The following is a 17,442-nucleotide window of genomic DNA, read 5'->3' on the forward strand; positions in this document are numbered from 1 at the left end:
CCCCGGTGCCTTCGAAAGGAGCGCAACCCGGCACATCACATTGTGGGCCCAGCCCTTACAGTGAAGGAGGAAATCCAAGGGATGAAGGAAGAGAACCCATGTCTGAAGCTCCGCGTCATTCGCTCTCCGGCCTGCCGCGCCTGGCGCATCCCGACGGAAGCCCCATCAGGGCGCTCGTTGTCGATGACGAAAAGAGCCTCGCCGAACTGGTGGAGATGGGCCTGCGGATGGCCGGCTGGAGCGTTGCGATAGCGAATGACGGGCTGTCCGCTGTAAAGACCGCCCGGGATTTCCGTCCTGATGTGCTGGTCCTCGACGTCATGATGCCAGGAGCCGACGGGCTTGAGGCGCTGCGGAAGATCCGTGGGTTCGCTCCCCAGATCCCCGCGCTGTTCCTCACGGCCAAAGACGCGGTTGAGGACAGGATTTCCGGGTTGGCAGCCGGCGGCGATGACTACGTCACCAAGCCGTTCAGCATGGAAGAACTGATGCTGCGGCTGCACCGCCTCGTTCAACGGTCCGGGGTGGCCGCCTCGGATTCGGCCGAGCTGGTTGTCGGTGACCTGGTGCTGAACCTGGAGACGCGGGACGTGACCAGGGGTGGTGAGGAAATATCCCTGACAGCCACGCAGTGGGAGTTGCTGCGCTTCCTGATGGAGAACCCACGCCGGGTTGTGAGCAAGAGCCAGATCCTGGATCAGGTGTGGAACTACGATTTCGGCGGGCAGGCCAACATCGTCGAGCTCTACATCTCGTATTTGCGGAAGAAAATCGACGCCGGGAAGCCTCCAATGATCCACACAGTCCGGGGTGCGGGGTACGTCATCAAACCGGCCGCCCAGTGACCGAACCGCGGGCGCCTGTGGCGCAGAGGGAGGCAGGGGTGCGGAGGGCGGCAGGGGCGCGGAGGGCGTGGCATCTGCGCACTAAGCTGGTTGTGGCAACCCTTGTTCTGCTGACGTTGATCTGCGCGGCGATCGGCGTGGTGAGTCATGTTGCCATGAACGCCTACCTGACAAGTGAACTGGACGGGGGTCTCGCTGCCGCTGCCGAGCGTGTGGTCCGTCCGCCCGGCGGAGGGCCGCGGCGACCCTCTGCGCCCGATCCTTCGGAAGCCCGCGGGCAGCGCCCGGGCACCTTAAATGCTTTGTTCGACGACGGCGCCGCGCGGGTTTCCGCCGTCGTGCAGGATGACGGCAGCACCAAACCGCTGACTGCGTCCGACCTCAAGGTTGTTTCCGGGCTGACACCTGGTTCGCCGCCCGAGGAGATGGTGCTGTCCAGCGGCCGGTACCGGCTGGTTTCCGCCGTCGTCCCGAACACGGGGGACATTCTTGTCACTGGACTCTCGACGGCGGACCGGGACAGTACGCTCGCGTCCCTGGACGGGACCATCGCGGCCGTTTCACTGTTCGGGGTCCTCCTGACAGGCCTGGCGGGCACCCTCATTATCCGCAGATCGCTACGGCCGCTGGAGGAGCTGTCCGCTGTTGCAACCTCCATGACGGAGCTCCCGCTCGCTTCCGGGGAAGTCGCCGTGAACGTCCGCGTTCCTCCCACAGCGGCACAACCCGGCACGGAAGTGGGGACGGTGGGAATCGCCCTCAACGAAATGATTGACCACGTCACCCGGGCCCTTGAAGCCCGGCAGGACAGCGAAACCCGAGTAAGGAGTTTTGTGGCCGACGCCAGCCACGAACTGCGAACGCCATTGACGTCCATCAGGGGCTACACAGAGCTCGTCCTGATGCGGGGCCGGCTCCAGGATGCCGACAAGTCAGCCTTGAAGCGCGTCGCCAGCGAATCCGAGCGGATGTCTTCCCTCGTGGAGGATCTCCTGCTGCTTGCACGCCTTGACGAAGGGCAACGCGGTGATCCAGCGAAAGTGGATCTGACGGAGCTGGCAGTCGAGGTGACAAGTGACGTTCAGCTGTCCGCGCCGGATCACGTCTGGACTCTGGACCTGCCGGAAGAACCTGTGCACATCACCGCCGTCGAGTCTGAGATCCGTCAGGTGCTGATTAATCTCATCGCGAACGCCCACAAACACACTCCGCCGGGGACGACCATCCGGACAACCCTCCGGAAGGAGGGCTCAGCCGCCACAGTTACCGTTTCCGACAACGGGCCGGGGATCGATGACGCTTTCCTTGGAAGCATCTTCACGCGCTTCAGCCGGGCGGACACAGCCCGGTCCGGCACCGGCAGCACCGGTCTTGGGCTCGCCATTGTGCAGGCTCTGGTGCACGCCAACGGCGGAACCATCAGTGTCACCAGCGAGCCGGGAAACACCCGCTTTACGGTGACACTTCCGGTTTAGCTTCGTGCCCTGGTTTCAGGGCCCCTTCACTGCGCTGGAGGGCGTAAGCGCAAAGCCTGCATGCCGCCGTCGACGGCTATGGACGCTCCGGTGGTGGAACCCGAGTGGGGGCTGACCAAGTAGGCAACTGCGCCGGCGACCTCATCTGCGGAAATAAGCCGGCCATGGGGCTGGCGAGCCTCAAGGGCGGCGCGTTCCCCCTCAGGATCCGCTGCCGCCTCTAACAGGCGGGACACCCACGGAGTGTCAGTTGTCCCGGGATTGACGCAGTTCACCCTGATGCCTTCACGAAGATGGTCCGCCGCCATGGCCCGCGTCAGCGAGAGCACTGCGCCCTTGGTGGCGGAGTACAGCGCCCGCTGCGGCATGCCGGCCGTGGCCGCAACCGAGCACATGTTAACGATGGCTGCCGACGGCGACTGCCGCAGCGCCGGTAGCGCTGCCCGGCTGATCCGGACCATGCCCATGACATTAACGTCCCACACACGGTGCCATTCGTCATCGTCGTTGTCAGCCACGTTGCCCTGCGCACCGATGCCGGCGTTGTTCACCACGATGTCCAGCCGGCCGAACTGCGCCAGGACGGAGGCGACGGCGGCACGGACCGAGCCATCGTCGCTCACGTCGCAGACAGCAGGGAAGGCGCCCTTGGACGATCTTGTCGGATGACGGTCCAAAATAGCGACATCGGCCCCCAGTAACTGGAGCCTGCCCACGATCGCATCGCCAATGCCGGATGATCCTCCGGTCACAATGGCTACCAAGCCCTGCAGTTCGCTCATGAGACGGCCCCTGACAACCATGCTAGATGTGCCGGTAGCCGAGATACTCGGTGACCTCGAGGATGGATCCTGCCGGAGGAGCTGTGGCGGGGTTCCACGTCTTGCTGGAGATACCTCCCGTGATGAAGGTGCCGAGGTGGTTTCCATCCACAAGGAGCTCACCGTCGGGTGCCAGCACTCGGAAGCGGATGTCCTCACCCCGGTTGCTGACGACGAAGGACCCGCCTTTCGCGGTGATCTGCAGTTCGTGACGGGCGAGTTCCGGAGTGCCGGCCGGGCCGGGTTGGAACGGGACACGGCTGGTGCGAAGGATGTTCTCTGCGAGCACGTGGAAATCGACAACGAGTGAGGTGAGATTGCCGTCGGCGGCCAAACCCCAATAGCACGGGTAGGCCCCGTCGCCATACCCGCTCGTGACCATGACCGCATCCGTTGCCTCGCCCAAGAGGCTGAACATGGTGCCCGGTGTGTCCATCAGCCGTTCCACGTGCTCTTGAAACATTGCGTTGACGCGCTGGGCCTGACACATCACGAGCGACCCGACGTCGAGGAGGGCGACGTTGCCGGCATCGACTCCTACATTGCAGGTGCCGTCGGTGAACTCGGCGCGGTGCCAGGTGACCGCGGGTGCCTCGGACAGCAGCAGCCGCACTGCGACCGTCATGCCCGCCACCGTGGCGACTTCGATGGTGTATGTCCCCGGCGTTATCCGTCGAGCCAAGGGGACGAAGTGTGCGTCAACGAAACCGAAGTCCAAGACCGCGAGCACCCCGGAGGCGCAGGTGAGCTCGCCGAGTTGGAGGACCTCGAGCGGCGCCGGTTCGCCAAACGGCGCCACCATCCGGCCCGCTGTAAACAATCCCGGAACATCGAGCTCCAGATGCTCCGGCAGATCTGGCAGGGCAGCTTCGGGTGACGCCCTCTGCAAAAGTGCCTCGGCTCGGACCGGATCGACCAGCGGTTTGCCGGGCGGGTCCAGAAAGGTCGAGAGTTGGGAAATCCTCCAGCCGTCACCGCCGCGCAGCAGCTGGTACTCGTAGTAGTAGGTTGTCTTCCCTGCTGAGTGGATGACGGAGTGGACCGTCGCCGTATGCTCGCTGACCTCGACGTCGGCGATTTGCTCGGCGCCCGGCTCGTGCGCAGGACTGGAAGACAGCGCACCTTCCTGACCGGTGCGGACCCCCGGGGTGCAGTGGGTCGCCACCAAATCCGCCAACTCGGCTGCCCAGGCTTCAAAGGCACCCAAGTCGAACGAAAACATGTCAGATGACTTGCCGGACCGCTGCCATCTCGTGTGAAAATCGGCAACGAAGGCATCGATTCTGCTGCGGACCTCATCCTGAGTCATGGCACACACCTTAGCGAGACATGGTTGCCGTCTACTAGACACACGGGCTTTTGCTTCACGCCCCGCACTGTGCGGCGCGCCACGGACTTGAGCTTTAGCTGTGTGTTCCTTCCTTGATGCTGTGAAGAAACAGATCAGTCCTTGAGTGGTGCAGGCAAAAATTTCAGGAAGGGGACCCAGGTTAGGGAAAGCGCTAAGGGGTCCGGGCATGAGGGAACTGACCGGGGGGCAGGGTGTTCAGCATACTGTTATCAAAGGACTCCAGGAAACAAATCGATGGATCGTCCGCACTTCGGCTGGTGCCTTTGTTGCTGGTCTGCTGCCTGCTCCTGTCGCTATCACCGTCGTTGCCGGTTGAACAGGCATCAGCGACCGTAACCAGCGGAAAGCTCGCGATCATCGGCGATAGTTTCGGGTCCGGGTACATGCTTCCCGACCCGTCCAAGCGGTGGACCACTATCTACGCCGCCAGCAGGGGCGCCGTGGAGATCAACAAGGCCGTACCCGGCTCCGGATACATAAATCGTGGCGTCGGCGCGACGTTCCTACAACAGGCGGAGGGCATCCCGGCAGATACGGAGACTGTCCTGATCAGCGGTGGAATCAATGACGCAAGCCTGAACCGCCCCAATGCTGAGCTGGAAGCCGCCGTCCGCGCCACCTTGGAAGCTGTGAAGTTGGCGGCCCCTTCCGCTCAGGTAACGGTGGTATCCCCGATGTGGATCCACAGCACACCGTCCCCGCAGCTCCTGCAGGTGGACGCCGCTATCCGTCGCACCCTGCCCTCCACCATCCCCTACGTCGAAGGCGGACCCTGGCTCAGGGTGGGACGCCCTGAATGGAACTACTATGACGGCCATCCCAACGAGCGGGGCCACGCTGTAATCGCGGGATGGATTCAGGACAACCTGTCGGGTGACATTCCAAGCGGTGCCACGTTCGCTGATTTCGCCCGCCCAGGCACGGGTGACACACCGTTCACAGGGATAGGCGGTGTCAATCTCGCCGAGGGGACCATCAGAGACGCGCGCCGGGGATGGTGGAAGCTTGACGGGGACGCAGTCCTGTATGGATCAACTCCTGGCTTCCTGTTCGTCTCTGCCAACGGGAAGCGGGATGCAGTCCGGAGCGACGTGGCATTGCTGCTGAACTATCAGCACGACGCCCGCATCTACCACCCTGGCGGTGACCTTCATGTCACCGTCGGCTATGCGCCCAACGGGCAGGCACGCGTCCTAGCCAACGGCGGCACCGCGATCAGCGCTCATTGGGATGGGGCGAACTAGGCGTCCTGCGAACAACAGCAGCCACCCCTGCCCGCCGGTAACTCCGCGGAGCGAACGACGGCGGGCAGCGGCCAGCGCAGGCGGCCTGAGGCGGCCGGTCAGAGAGTGCCCAGAAGGTTCCGCATTTCGACGATCTCCGCTTCCTGCGCGGTCACGATCACCTTGCTGAGATTCACGGCGTCCGGGTTCACCCCGTCTGCTGTCTCGGCTTTGGCCATGGTCACCGCGCCTTCGTGGTGGGTAATCATCTGGTTCAGGAAAAGCTTTGCAGCTTCCGTCCCCTGAGCGGCTTCCAGCTGTGCCATTTCCGCTTCGCCCATCATGCCCTCCATACCGTGACCGGAGTGGGCCGTTGTGGATTCGTTCCAGCTCTTGAGCCACGCGGTCATAGTGTCGATCTCCGGCCCTTGGGCGGCTTTGATCCTGGTGGCCAGGTCCCTCACCGGAGCCGGGATATCCTGCTTTTCCAGCACCATGTCACTCATTTCCACAGCTTGGGCGTGGTGCGGGATCATCATCTGGGCAAACATCGTGTCGGCCGCGTTGTGGAGCGTGGCCGCCGCGGTTGCACTGCCGGATGGAGAGCCGGCCGAGGTGCTGTGATCCATGCCGGGCATGTGCCCGCCTGATCCGGAATCAGCGGCGCATCCGGCAAGGGTAAGAGTGGCGGCGAGGGCGGTGGCGGACAGGGTCAAAAACGTCTTCTTGTTCATCAGTCATTCCTTCAAGTTTGATGTGGCGCGTGGCGCCGTCGGGATGGTCCAGGTCATCTATGCGAACCAGGGCCTGTTTTACGTCCGACTGATGGACAGGTCGCCTGGAGAAGGGCTGGATGGATAGAAGTTCCGGTGGACAGCACTCTTCGCAGGTCTGGCGCTGGTGTCGACCCCCACCCAGCTGCTGCCGGGAAACGGCGCGGCCAGCGATGTTGTGTTCATTGAGAGGATGCACGACGCCGGGGTCGCCTCCATGCTGGTGCAACTACCCGAGCATGAGCACTGGCTCAAGACCGATAAGGTGGCCACATCCGGGGCCGGTGCGTGGAGGTGCTCTGCAGGGTCCTGGTGCACTGCCGCATCATGGTACGAAGCCGCCTGCTGATGGGTTGTTGCCTGATCATGAGCAGAGTGCACGGGGCTGACAACGTGCATGCCGAAGATGCCGCCGATGATCAAGAGGACCGCGGCGAGCAGGCCTGTTTTGCGCAGGAACGCCGTGGGATCAAAAGTCCTGTCCCGGGTCATGGCGTTCCCTCCTTCCAATGATGCAGACGGTTTCAAGGCTACCGTTCTGAGCTGCTGGCTTACTGTTCACCAACGACGGCGGCAGCTCACCTTACGTGGGCGGGGCTCAGTTTTACGCGCCGCAGCAGTTGCGCATTCAACGCAACCACAATCGTCGAGGCTGACATCAGGACAGCACCGGCAGCAGGGGACAGCGACACGCCAGCGAACGCCAGCACTCCGGCGGCCAAGGGGACGGCGAGGACGTTGTAGCCGGTGGCCCACACGAGGTTCTGCCACATCTTCCCGTAGCTCGCGCGGGAAAGGTCCACCATCGAAAGCACTGCCCGGGGGTCGTTGCCGGCAAGGACAACTCCCGCCGACTCCATCGCGACGTCAGTGCCGGCGCCGATGGCAATGCCCACCTCTGCCCGCGCCAGAGCGGGCGCATCGTTGACGCCGTCGCCCACCATTGCAACTTTCAGGCCCCGGGCCTGCAGCTCTGCCACTTTCTTGTCCTTGTCCGCTGGAAGGACCTCGGCGAAGACCTCGTCAATGCCGAGCTCAGATCCAACGGCATGCGCTACCTGCTTGGCGTCTCCGGTGATCATGGCCACCTTGACTCCACGGTCCTGCAGCGCTCTCACGGCCTGCCGCGATTCGCTGCGGACGGCGTCCTCGAGACTAACGGCCCCAAGGACCTTTCCGTCGTCGAGGACGTGCAAAACGGCGGCGCCGCGATCCATCCAGACCCGGGTGGCTCGGGAGAGTTCTTGCGGTTCGGTGATTCCCAGTTCGCGGAGCAAGGCAGGGCCGCCCACCTGAATGCTGCGGCCATCAACGGTGGCGCGAACACCCCTCCCTGTCAGGGACGTGAAGCCCGTAGCCTGGGGAATGTCCAGTGATTCGCCCTGAGCGGCACGAACCACTGCACGGGCCACCGGATGTTCGCTGTCGGACTCAACCGCGGCAGCCAGCGCCAGCAACTGATTCCGGCTCACACCGTCTGCGCCTGCAGCATCCTTGAGCTCCGGCTCTCCCTTGGTAAGCGTTCCTGTCTTGTCGAACAGGACGACGTCGACCGTGCGCATGCGTTCCAGGGCCATCCGGTTCTTGATCAGCACCCCTGCCCGGGCCGCTTGTTCGGTGGAGATAGCGATGACCAGCGGGATTGCAAGGCCAAGAGCATGGGGGCAGGCGATCACCAGAACGGTGACGGTGCGGGTGACGGCGTCGGGGACGCTCCCCAACAGCGTCCAAGCGATGAACGTGATGATGCCTGCAACGGCGGCGAAGTAGAAGAGGAACGCTGCCGCTCTGTCCGCGAGAGCCTGGGCCTTGGACGACGAAGCTTGTGCTTCCGCGACCAGGCGCTGGATGCCGGCGAGGGCGGTGTCCTCGCCGATCGCCGTAACCCGCACCCTGACGGCGTTGTCCGTGGCAACCGTTCCGGCGATGACCTGGTCACCTGGGGTGCGGGTAACAGTCTTTGACTCACCGGTGATCATTGATTCGTCGAACTCGGCTTGGCCATCGATCACAGTGCCGTCCGCAGGCATCCGCGCTCCCGAGCGGACGAGGACGACGTCACCGGCCCTGAGTTCGGAGACGTTGACCGTTTCAGTACCTGAGTCCGTGACCCGCTCGGCCTCGTCAGGGAGCAGTGCCGCCAGGGCATCAAGGGCGCCTTGGGCAGAACCAAGGGCGCGCATTTCGATCCAGTGCCCCAGCAGCATGATCGCCACGAGCAGGGCCAATTCCCACCAGAAGTCGAGGTCGAATCCGCCGATGCCAAGGCTTGTCGCCCAGGAGGCAACAAATGCAACGCTGATGGCCATGCCGATCAGCAGCATCATGCCGGGGCGCCTGGACTTCAGTTCTTTCAGGCCGCCCGTCAGGAATGGTTGGCCGCCATATAGAAAAATGATCGTTCCCAGTACCGGAGGAATCCAGTTCGATCCGGGAAAGACCGGTGCCATGTAGCCGAGCAGATGCCCCACCATCGGGCTGAAGTACACCACCGGCAATGACAGTGCCAGGGTCACCCAGAACCTGTTCTTGAACATGGCGGTGCTGTGTCCGGCATGCTGGCCGTGGCTGTGCACCACGTGATCATCGTCCGGGCCGTGAGCCTCATGGTTGTGGACGCCATGCGTCCCGGGGCTTTCAGTGGTCTGGTGACCATGACCGTGATTGGGGTGTTGATGGCCACTTTGGTGCTGATGGTGATGTCCGTCCGCAGCGGCCGCGGTGGTTCCGGGGGTCGTTGACTCCTGCAGTCCTTTTGCGTCTTCTGTTCCGCGCATGTCAGGTCCATTCCTGGAAGAAGTTATGGCGCTGGGGTTGAACGGCTGTGACGGCCGGAAATCCGGCCTGGACATACCACTTCACTGACAACACGTTCAATATACCCCTAGGGGGTATCCGGCGCAAGTCCGGCGTCAACCCATAACCCTCAAAACGACGAGGAAGGTCCCTGCCCATCGTGGTGGACAGGGACCTTCCCCGGGTTGTCGGCTCTTTGTTAGGAGTATGTTGGCCTAGTGCTTTGCTATTGAATGCCTTCGCGAACAAATTTCCATTGCTGGCAGGTGAAGCCGTTGGCTGTGTATTGCTGCGCGATGCCTCCGTCGGCCGTGGAGGCACCAGCTATTTCAAGCAGCTTTCCACTATTGGCATTCGCGAGTTTCCACCAGCCTCCACTGACGGTGGGCGCCCAGACCTGGGTGGCACTCCCCGTGGGCCCCCACTGTGTTGCCTGCACTCCGTTTGCTGTTGCAGCAGAGCCGATTTCGAGCAGTTTGCCGCTGTTGACGTTGCTCAGCTTAATCCCGTCGCTGGCCTGGCTGACATTCCACAGCTGGGCCGGATTGCCGGTGTCCCCCCATTGCCCCGCACCTGCACCGTCAACCGTGGAGGCGCCGAGGATTTCCAGGGACTTCCCGCTGTTGCGGTTGACTACACGGAATTGCGGATCCAGGACGGCGGAAGTGCGGTAGAGGTGGAGGCCATCCAGCTCAGCGAATGAGGTGGCCTTGGTAAAGGACACGGTGTTGGTTCCTGCCGCCAGGGTTGCCGTCATCTGAGCCCAGGCGTAACGTCCCCAATCAATGGTGGCCGGGTAGTTCAGGTTGCTGGAGGCCCCTCCGTTGACCCTGACGGAGTGGGAGCTGTTGGCTCCTGTTCCGTTGGAGTAGCGCACGTTGAAGGTGTAGGTTCCGGCTGCCGGCACCCTGACAGTAAATGTGACGGAGCTGCCTGTGTTGTTGATATTGCCGACTTTGGCACCGTTGGATGCGTCCGGATCCGAGACCAGGGCCGTATCCTGACGTGCTGCGCGTTCGGCTTCGTACTGTTGGGCGTCCAAGGGGATGGAGCCGACTCGGACGTCGTTGTATGTAGTGCTGAGATTCTCCACGTTCGTGGCCTGATACAGGGTTCTGCCGTCCACGCTGGTGTCGAATCCCTGTGCGAACCCGGTGAAGGAGCCCCCTTGTGTGTCCGTGGCGTCATACGTGACGGCGAACGGCAAGCGTTCCCACGGGCCCTCGCCGAGGTTGTAGTTGACGTAGAAGTTCTGACCCCCGTCAATGGTCCCGGATGCATCCAGGGACCACTTTGAAGCAACGATCACCATGCCCTTTGGACCTCCGGTGGGAACCCATTTGACATAGGGGGATGAGCCTATTCCCCGGCCGTCCTGGAGCGCTACCTTGGTGCCGATGCTGGCTTCGGGGGACCAGTTCAGGCCGTCCGCTGACGTCTTGTAGTAGACCGGAGCCGTGTTCTGGCTCTGACTTGGACGGTTCACCACTTCGAAAGTGGCCAGGTAGCGGCCGTCCTGCATTTTGGTGACGGTGATCATTCCGGGCCGGTCGCTGTTGTTCGGGGGAGCGGATACGTTGACCAAGGCACCCCACGTGAGGCCGCCGTCGGTGGAGCGGCGGTAGGACACTGCCTGCAGAACGCCGTTAGCTTTCTGCCGCTCGTCCGAGAAATACGCCACCAGGCCGCCGAGCCCGTCGATAGCGAGCGAGGGTTCCCAGACGGTGGTGGTAGTGGACGTGGGGCTCGGGTCGTAAACCGCAGGGCCACCGGAGTCGATGGTGCTCTGGAGTGACCAGGTAACTCCCTTATCCAAGCTCTTATAGACCACCAGTCTGCTGCTTGACCTGTCCTCGGGCATGATCATTCCTGCGAGCAGGACGGTCCCGGCCGGCAGATTGCCCACTTGCTGGGGCAGTTCAAAAAGGAAGGGCTGAGCCGTGCGGGTCAGGGCGGGGAAGTTGATGCTGGGATTTACGTCAGCGATCTTGGTCCAGGTGGTGCCGTTATCGCTGCTGCGGTGGATCGGATAGGTCTGTACTCCATTGGTGAGGACCAGTTTGTCGAATGTTGCCAGCAGCGTTCCGTTGGCGGTGCCGTTGTTCTTCAAGGTGACGACTTTGGCGTACGTGGTGCCGGCTGCCCGACCACCCTCCGGGTTGAAGGAGGAACCCGCCGGCGGGGAGTAGACGAGGGCGCCGTTGCCTGTAGTAACTGCTGCTGCCGGGGGCGCTGCAGTGAACTGTGCTGCAAGGAGCACCATGAGGACCAGCAGCAGGCTGGCTATGAGGGGTTTAGCTCGTCCCGGCCCCGCAAAGTAACGGGGCGTGGCGGAGGCTGGCATGACATCTTTCATTCCTTCTCCAATGTGCGTTTTTGGGGATGTGGGCAACGGGTAGGGCAATGTGGCTGGAGTGGAGCGCTGTGAGCAAACCTGGCTAGGCGCGCGTTGGTGTTCCGGCCAGGAGGAGTGAACGCTTGCCGCCAGCAGCGCGTGCGTGGTGAAGGTAGCGGTCTGCCACAGGGTTCCTGACGCGGTGGAGGGTGCCGATTTCGTCCGGGACGAGGTCCCACAAGCCCATGGTCAGCCGGTAGTTTTCCAGCGGTTCAGTCCCATAACGGTAGGTCCATTCATACATGTCCGTAACGGGCCACCAGGTATAACCGACGATGTCCTGTCCAGCGGCCCGCAGCTGCTGCACGCATTCCACAGACGCGTCCAGCCACTCGAGGCGTCGGTCGTAGGATCCTGTGAGGCAGGTTTCGGTCAATGCCACCGGCGCGTCGTATCGCCTTCCATAATTGGTCAGGACCTCGGCCAGTCCATCCGTCCAGTCGTTGCGCACAGCACGGGGGTCGGAGATGTCTCCCCGCCGAGGTTTGGCGACTTCGAGGAGTTCAGTGGAGTGCAGGGGATAGTAGTTCACGCCCATAACATCGGGCAGTACGATATTCTCCTGGTGCCAGCTCAGGTCGTAGTCCGTCATCCCATGGCGGCCAAGCCACGATGCGAGCTCGTGGTCGGCATTCACCTTGCCTGTCACCAGGTCTTCAACGAGGTAGGACCGAGCCGTAAGGTGCCGGATTTCGTCGTCGTGCTGGCCGTCAGCGGAGTCACTAACGAACCGGAAACCGGCGTCGACGTGGGTGAAGATCGCGCGGTCCCCGAGGACCTCTGCCATGTTCTGCTGGGCCAGCACAAAGCCCTTGGACAGATTGCGAACCAGCGCAACCAGCCCATCGTCCCCTGACAGGTACGGTGGCCAGTGCCCGAACTTGCCCGAGAACAGAGTGTGGATCATCGGCTCATTAACCGGGGTGTAGTCCACCACTGTGTCTGCATAGCGGGCCGCAACGCGGGCTGAGTAGTCAGCAACGCGTTCCGGGTAGCTGGAGTTCAGGAACTGGTTATCCAGCCAGGTCGGGGTCCCGTAGTGCATGAGGTCTACCAGCGGCCTGAGTCCAAGTTCGGCGAAGCGGTCCATGACTTTGTCCAGCCACTCCCACTTCCACACTCCCGGTTCCGGGTTGATCCGGTACCAGGGGATTCCCCAGCGCAGGAACTCGCCGCCGGCTTCCTTGGCCAGGCCCAAATCCTGGTGCCAGAACCTGTAATGCTGCGTGAGTTCGTATTCGTCAAGGGACCTTTCCCCGGCACGTTCCTGGGGGATGAACGTATCTTCAATGCCGAGGCCGAAGTGCAGGCGCCCGTCTTGGTACCAGTTCAAATTTTTCCTCACTTCAATCCGGTGGTGGCGACGCTTTCGATGAAGCGGCGTTGAACAAACATAAAAATGGCGGCAAGGGGAAGGATGGCCACGAGGGCTCCGGCCATCATCACGCCGTACGGGACTATGCCGCCCGGTCCTGTCAGCAGGGTCAACCCTGATGTCAGAGTGCCCATTTCCCTATCGGTCGTGAAGATCAGCGGCCAGAGCAGATCGTTCCAGTTGTTGACGAACACGAAGACGCCCAGGGTCAACACGGCAGGCATCGCATTGGGCAGGACGATATTCCAGTAGACCCGCCATTCGGAGGCCCCATCGATGCGGGCGGCGTTGTCCAGGTCCCTGGGCAGCGAAAGGAAGAACTGCCTCAGGAAGAAGATTCCGAAGGCGTCAGCCGCCCGGGGGACGATCAGTGCAGCGAACGTATTCACCCAGCCAAGTTCGCTGGCGAGCTGGTAAACCGGCACCAGAGTCGCCTGGAACGGGATCATCAGGCTGGCGATGATGGCGATAAGCAGGATTTTCTTGCCCGTGAAGTCAATCCTTGCCAAGGCGTAGGCGGCCAGGGAGTCAAACAGCAGGGCAAACAGCGTGACACCGCCCGCGAAAATGAAGCTGTTGGCAATCAGCCGTGCAAAGGGCAGTTCCTGGAAGATCCGGGCGAAGTTATCCAGCGTCCACTGTCCGGGAATGAGGGTCGGCGGGAAGGCATTAACTTCAGCGGCGGGTTTGAAGGCGGTGAAAGCGATAATCGCAATGGGCAGCAGGATCACGGCGGTTGCCAAAGCCAGCAGCGCAACAACCAGGGCACGGTTCAAGGCGGATCGTTTTGTGGAGCGCGTGCCGGTCCCGGTGGACCGGGAGGCCAATTGCGGGTGGAGTGTGGTGGACATCAGTCACCTTCCCGTTCCCGTTTTCCGAAGAAGACGAATTGGATAACGCTCAGCAGCAAGGTGGCGGCGAGCAGGACGTACGACAGCGCCGAAGCGAATCCGACGTCGAGTTTGCGGAATCCGGAGGTATAGATCTGCATGACGACGGTTTCGGTGTGGCCGTACGGGCCGCCGCCGGTCATGACGTAAATCTGATCGAAGGCCTGCAGTGCGGCGATGAGGGCGAAAATGAGGACGAACGCGGTGGTGTTGGAGAGCATCGGCATAGTTACGTGCCGGAAGCGGGTCCACGGCCCTGCACCATCCACGCGGGCGGCTTCGTACAGGGTTCCGGGGATTTCCTGGAGCCCGGCGAGGAAGATGACCATGTAGAATCCAAAGCTTTTCCAGACGGCGACGAATGCAACGGCCGGCATGGCGAGGACGGGATCCTGCAGGACGTTTCCAATTCGGATCCCGGCGTTACCCAGCCAGTAGTTCAGCAATCCCACCTGTGGGTCGATCAGGTACGCCCAGGCAATAGCGGCAACGGCGAGGCTGATGATAAACGGCAGGAACAACGCTGTGCGGAAGAATCCCCTGAAGGGCAGCCTGGGATCGTTCAGCAGCAGGGCCAGCGCCAATGCCAGGGCCACCGCCGTGGGAGTGAACAGCAAAGCGTAGAGAGCGGTGTTGACGACGGCGTTGATGATAACGGGGTCGGTGAAGATGCGGGTGTAGTTCTCAAAGCCCACCCATTCCTCTTTGCCGAAACCGCTGGCGTCGGTAAAGGACAGACGGAGAGCGGAGAACATGGGCCAGGCCGTGAAGGCGCCGAGGACCACGAGGGCTGGGAGAAGGAATGCCAGTGCCTGGAAGTTCTTGCGACGCTGGCCGATGGCGGGGTTGCGGCGGCCGCCGAGGGGCGCGGGAGCGCGGTACCGCCGTGTTTCCGGCGGTTTCTTGTGCACAGTTGTGCTCATGGGAGCTTCTTTCGAAGGATGCGGCGCCGGGAGACGCCGCATCCGTAGGTCTTGATTACTTGGCGTCGAGGATCTTCTGGATCGAGGCCTGTGTCTCGCTCAGCAGGTCCTGGATGCTCTCACCGGCCACAGCTCGCTGCGTGAGCTTGTCCACTGCGGTGAGGGTGTCCGTGCTGTTCACGACGCCGGGCAAAAGGGGCCGCCCGAACCCGGACTGCTTCGTCAGGGCTTCCACCACTGGATTGGCGGCAACGTCAGCGGCGGGGATGTCTGAGCGCAGCGGCGGCCAACCTGACCCCAGGGACCAGGCGGTGGCCTGTTCCTTCTGCAGGAAGTAGCTGAAGAATTTTTGAGCAGCAGCGGCCTTGGAATCGTCCTTCTGCTCAATGATGGCCATGGAGACGCCGATCGCTGATGCGGCCTGGTCCTTCGGGCCAGCCGGGACGGCGGCGATTCCGTAATTGATGTTGTTTTCCTTGGCGATGGATGACATCCAAGGACCGCCCAGGTACATGGCGGCCTTGCCGCTGCTGAAGAGTTTGTCCCCTGCGATGCCGTCCAAACCGGTGGGGGATATCTTGTCATTTCTTATGGCATCCACCCAGGTCTTCAGGGTCTCAGCATTCTCCGGCGAGTCGACGACGGCTTTGCCGTCCTTAACGATGTCTCCGCCGTTTCCGTAGAAGAGGGACGGCCAAACACCGTTGGCTACAGTGGCGTGGTCCGGGAGGCCGAGCCCGAACTGCTCGGGTGTCCCGTCACCGTTGGCGTCCACGGTGAGCTTCTTGGCCGCTGCGATCCATTGATCCCAGGTGGCGGGAGGGGTGGTGATTCCGGCCTTGGCAAAGAGGTCCTTGTTGTAGAACATGGCCAGGGGCACGAAGCCGGACGGCACGCCGTACTTGTGTCCGTTGACGGTCTCCATGTCGGCTGCGGCCGGGACCAGCTTGTCCAAATTGCTGTTGGGGTCTTTGTAAAGGTCATCGAGTTCGACGAAGGCGCCCTTGTCCGCATAGACAGGGAGGCGCTCAGCAGGCATGGCGACGATGTCTGGTCCATTTCCGGAGGACAAGGCCGGCAGCAGCGTGTCGTCGATGACGGACCAGGGGTTGGTCTGGACCTTGATGCTGACTTCGCTTTGGGAGGCGTTGAAGTCCTCCACAATCTTGTTCAGGACCTTACCGTCGGCCTCTGTGTAACCGTGCCAGAACGTGAGCTCCGCTTTGGAGCCTTCCTTGTTCCCGGAGCCTGCCCCTGCGCCGGAGCAGGAGGTCAGGACCAACGACGCGGCAGCAACCGCAGTAAGAAGTGTGAGCGACCTGTTCATGTCGGCCCTTTCAATGAGTGGGACTTCCGTGTCCCTGAACCTGGTTACCGTCTAGGGTAAACGTTGTAAGTAAACGTTGTATCAAGCATGCAGCGCTATTCTCAAGGGGTCAAGACTTTCAAGTGACTTTCTTCAGGCGGCGTTCGTTGCGGAGGTTGCCTTTTGGTCTGAGCCGCCGGAGGATTCACGGATTTCGAGCGAGAACCCCGTCTCGATCTCGATTGCTTCCAGCTCCGGCCCGCCCTCGATACGGCGAAGCAGGGTCTCCACCGCTGCGGTAGCGATGTCATCCCTCCGTGGGTTCACGGTTGAAAGGGCGGGCAGGGAATAGCGCGTTTCGTCCAGGTCATCGAAACCTACGATGGCAACATCCTGCGGGATCCGGCGCCCCGATTCCTGGAGCACTCGCATAGCGCCAAGAGCCAGGGTGTCGTTAAAGGCGAATACGCCGTCAAACGCTACACCGTCCTCAAGCAGCTTTGTCATGGATGCAGCGCCGCCTCGGCGGTGCCAGGAATCTGCATAGCAAACCAGCTGCGGATCGAAAGCCAGCCCCGCGGCCTCGATGGCTTCACGGTAACCGGCCAAGCGGAGCTCGGCGGAGGCAACAATGTCACCCTCGTGGGCAGCCAGGGCCAGAACGCGGCGACGACCCGCTGCCAACAGGTGTTCGGTCGCGGCGCGGGCACCAGCCGTGTTTGCCATCGTGATTCTGTCCACCTGGCCATCGAAGGATGTGTCGCCGAGAACCACCAGCGGCGTGTCAACACTCTTCAGGAGATCGGCGTCCCCTGCGCCAAGCGTGAGGGAACTGTAGATAACACCGTCCACCATGTGCCGGTGCTGTCCCCGAAGCGCTGCGAGTTCATTCTCGCGTCCGCTCCCGATGGGTTCGATCAGAACGGCAAGGCCCCTGGCCGCAGCGGTACGCATGACGGCGTCCGCGAGTTCGGCAAAATAGGCGGTGGTGAGATCGGGAATAATCAATCCGATGACCCCTGACCGTCCGGACCGCAAATTCCGTGCGGAGAGGTTGGGGCGGTAGCCCAACTCTTCAATGGCGTCTTCCACCCGTTGCCGGGTCTCGGGCCGCAGTTGCGGATGCCCGTTGATTACGTTGGATACCGTTTTGATGGAAAAGCCGCTGACCCGTGCAACATCCCTGATCGTGACCGACAAAGCCACTCCTTCCCCCGGCGCATTGGGCAGAAAGACTACCCTGCCATCAGGGTACAACGTTGGAAGCAG

At 62.2% G+C, this 17,442-nt stretch carries 15 protein-coding genes; 4 read left to right on the forward strand and 11 right to left on the reverse strand.

Annotation, left to right across the window (positions count from 1 at the left end):
- Positions 1-98: 98 nt before the first annotated feature.
- Together RIN13_RS05295 and RIN13_RS05300 are read left to right on the forward strand one after the other, a co-directional pair.
- Positions 99-845 (forward strand): response regulator transcription factor, encoded by a 747-nt coding sequence (locus RIN13_RS05295; RefSeq protein ID WP_309106294.1) that lies wholly within the window; start codon positions 99-101, stop codon positions 843-845.
- A gap of 92 nt (positions 846-937) precedes the next feature.
- On the forward strand, positions 938-2,320 hold the full coding sequence (locus RIN13_RS05300) for a HAMP domain-containing sensor histidine kinase (protein ID WP_309106295.1): 1,383 nt from the start codon (positions 938-940) through the stop codon (positions 2,318-2,320).
- A 26-nt stretch (positions 2,321-2,346) separates the two neighbouring features.
- Here the strand turns inward: RIN13_RS05300 and RIN13_RS05305 are convergent, their stop codons facing one another.
- Together RIN13_RS05305 and RIN13_RS05310 are read right to left on the reverse strand one after the other, a co-directional pair.
- Positions 2,347-3,102: an SDR family oxidoreductase gene (locus RIN13_RS05305; RefSeq protein ID WP_309106296.1), complete on the reverse strand. Its 756-nt coding sequence runs from the start codon at positions 3,100-3,102 to the stop codon at positions 2,347-2,349.
- A 22-nt stretch (positions 3,103-3,124) separates the two neighbouring features.
- Entirely contained in the window at positions 3,125-4,450 is a 1,326-nt protein-coding gene (locus RIN13_RS05310; protein ID WP_309106297.1) for a DUF4241 domain-containing protein, read from the reverse strand.
- A 299-nt stretch (positions 4,451-4,749) separates the two neighbouring features.
- Between RIN13_RS05310 and RIN13_RS05315 the strand changes: the two genes are divergently transcribed.
- A complete protein-coding gene (locus RIN13_RS05315; protein ID WP_309106298.1) occupies positions 4,750-5,736 on the forward strand; it encodes an SGNH/GDSL hydrolase family protein in 987 nt (328 codons plus the stop codon).
- Positions 5,737-5,834: 98 nt separating this feature from the next.
- Here RIN13_RS05315 and RIN13_RS05320 read toward each other — a convergent pair whose 3' ends face one another.
- The 3 genes from RIN13_RS05320 to RIN13_RS05330 all read right to left on the reverse strand — a co-directional run bounded on the left by RIN13_RS05320 (position 5,835) and on the right by RIN13_RS05330 (position 9,025).
- On the reverse strand, positions 5,835-6,449 hold the full coding sequence (locus RIN13_RS05320; protein WP_309106299.1) for a DUF305 domain-containing protein: 615 nt from the start codon (positions 6,447-6,449) through the stop codon (positions 5,835-5,837).
- Between the two features lie 78 nt (positions 6,450-6,527).
- Positions 6,528-6,980 (reverse strand): hypothetical protein, encoded by a 453-nt coding sequence (locus RIN13_RS05325; RefSeq protein WP_309106300.1) that lies wholly within the window; start codon positions 6,978-6,980, stop codon positions 6,528-6,530.
- 86 nt (positions 6,981-7,066) lie between these two features.
- On the reverse strand, positions 7,067-9,025 hold the full coding sequence (locus RIN13_RS05330) for a copper-translocating P-type ATPase (RefSeq protein ID WP_309106301.1): 1,959 nt from the start codon (positions 9,023-9,025) through the stop codon (positions 7,067-7,069).
- A 9-nt stretch (positions 9,026-9,034) separates the two neighbouring features.
- On the opposite strand from RIN13_RS05330, the gene RIN13_RS05335 reads away from it, so the two are divergent.
- The gene (locus RIN13_RS05335) at positions 9,035-9,229 is read left to right on the forward strand and encodes a hypothetical protein (protein ID WP_309106302.1); all 195 of its coding nucleotides are present in this window, start codon (positions 9,035-9,037) and stop codon (positions 9,227-9,229) included.
- A gap of 281 nt (positions 9,230-9,510) precedes the next feature.
- Here RIN13_RS05335 and RIN13_RS05340 read toward each other — a convergent pair whose 3' ends face one another.
- The 6 genes from RIN13_RS05340 to RIN13_RS05365 all read right to left on the reverse strand — a co-directional run bounded on the left by RIN13_RS05340 (position 9,511) and on the right by RIN13_RS05365 (position 17,379).
- Positions 9,511-11,640 (reverse strand): RICIN domain-containing protein, encoded by a 2,130-nt coding sequence (locus RIN13_RS05340; protein ID WP_309106303.1) that lies wholly within the window; start codon positions 11,638-11,640, stop codon positions 9,511-9,513.
- An 82-nt stretch (positions 11,641-11,722) separates the two neighbouring features.
- Positions 11,723-13,012 (reverse strand): family 1 glycosylhydrolase, encoded by a 1,290-nt coding sequence (locus RIN13_RS05345; protein ID WP_309106304.1) that lies wholly within the window; start codon positions 13,010-13,012, stop codon positions 11,723-11,725.
- Positions 13,013-13,020: 8 nt separating this feature from the next.
- The gene (locus RIN13_RS05350; RefSeq protein WP_309106305.1) at positions 13,021-13,905 is read right to left on the reverse strand and encodes a carbohydrate ABC transporter permease; all 885 of its coding nucleotides are present in this window, start codon (positions 13,903-13,905) and stop codon (positions 13,021-13,023) included.
- Entirely contained in the window at positions 13,905-14,867 is a 963-nt protein-coding gene (locus tag RIN13_RS05355) for a sugar ABC transporter permease (protein ID WP_309106306.1), read from the reverse strand. Before RIN13_RS05355 ends, RIN13_RS05350 begins: the two co-directional genes overlap by 1 nt.
- Positions 14,868-14,922: 55 nt before the next feature.
- A complete protein-coding gene (locus RIN13_RS05360) occupies positions 14,923-16,194 on the reverse strand; it encodes an ABC transporter substrate-binding protein (RefSeq protein ID WP_309106307.1) in 1,272 nt (423 codons plus the stop codon).
- 132 nt (positions 16,195-16,326) lie between these two features.
- On the reverse strand, positions 16,327-17,379 hold the full coding sequence (locus tag RIN13_RS05365; protein WP_309106308.1) for a LacI family DNA-binding transcriptional regulator: 1,053 nt from the start codon (positions 17,377-17,379) through the stop codon (positions 16,327-16,329).
- Positions 17,380-17,442: the final 63 nt, after the last annotated feature.

The organism is Arthrobacter sp. (genome assembly GCF_031179985.1).
Classification (GTDB): domain Bacteria; phylum Actinomycetota; class Actinomycetes; order Actinomycetales; family Micrococcaceae; genus Arthrobacter.

Bases quoted from the DNA above. Each gene is read 5' to 3' on its own strand.
- RIN13_RS05295 (WP_309106294.1), top strand. From the start codon at position 99: ATGTCTGAAGCTCCGCGTCATTCGCTCTCCGGCCTGCCGCGCCTGGCG.
- RIN13_RS05305 (WP_309106296.1), bottom strand. From the start codon at position 3,102: ATGAGCGAACTGCAGGGCTTGGTAGCCATTGTGACCGGAGGATCATCC.
- RIN13_RS05310 (WP_309106297.1), bottom strand. From the start codon at position 4,450: ATGACTCAGGATGAGGTCCGCAGCAGAATCGATGCCTTCGTTGCCGAT.
- RIN13_RS05320 (WP_309106299.1), bottom strand. From the start codon at position 6,449: ATGAACAAGAAGACGTTTTTGACCCTGTCCGCCACCGCCCTCGCCGCC.
- RIN13_RS05325 (WP_309106300.1), bottom strand. From the start codon at position 6,980: ATGACCCGGGACAGGACTTTTGATCCCACGGCGTTCCTGCGCAAAACA.
- RIN13_RS05330 (WP_309106301.1), bottom strand. From the start codon at position 9,025: ATGTTCAAGAACAGGTTCTGGGTGACCCTGGCACTGTCATTGCCGGTG.
- RIN13_RS05340 (WP_309106303.1), bottom strand. From the start codon at position 11,640: ATGAAAGATGTCATGCCAGCCTCCGCCACGCCCCGTTACTTTGCGGGG.
- RIN13_RS05350 (WP_309106305.1), bottom strand. From the start codon at position 13,905: ATGTCCACCACACTCCACCCGCAATTGGCCTCCCGGTCCACCGGGACC.
- RIN13_RS05355 (WP_309106306.1), bottom strand. From the start codon at position 14,867: ATGAGCACAACTGTGCACAAGAAACCGCCGGAAACACGGCGGTACCGC.
- RIN13_RS05360 (WP_309106307.1), bottom strand. From the start codon at position 16,194: ATGAACAGGTCGCTCACACTTCTTACTGCGGTTGCTGCCGCGTCGTTG.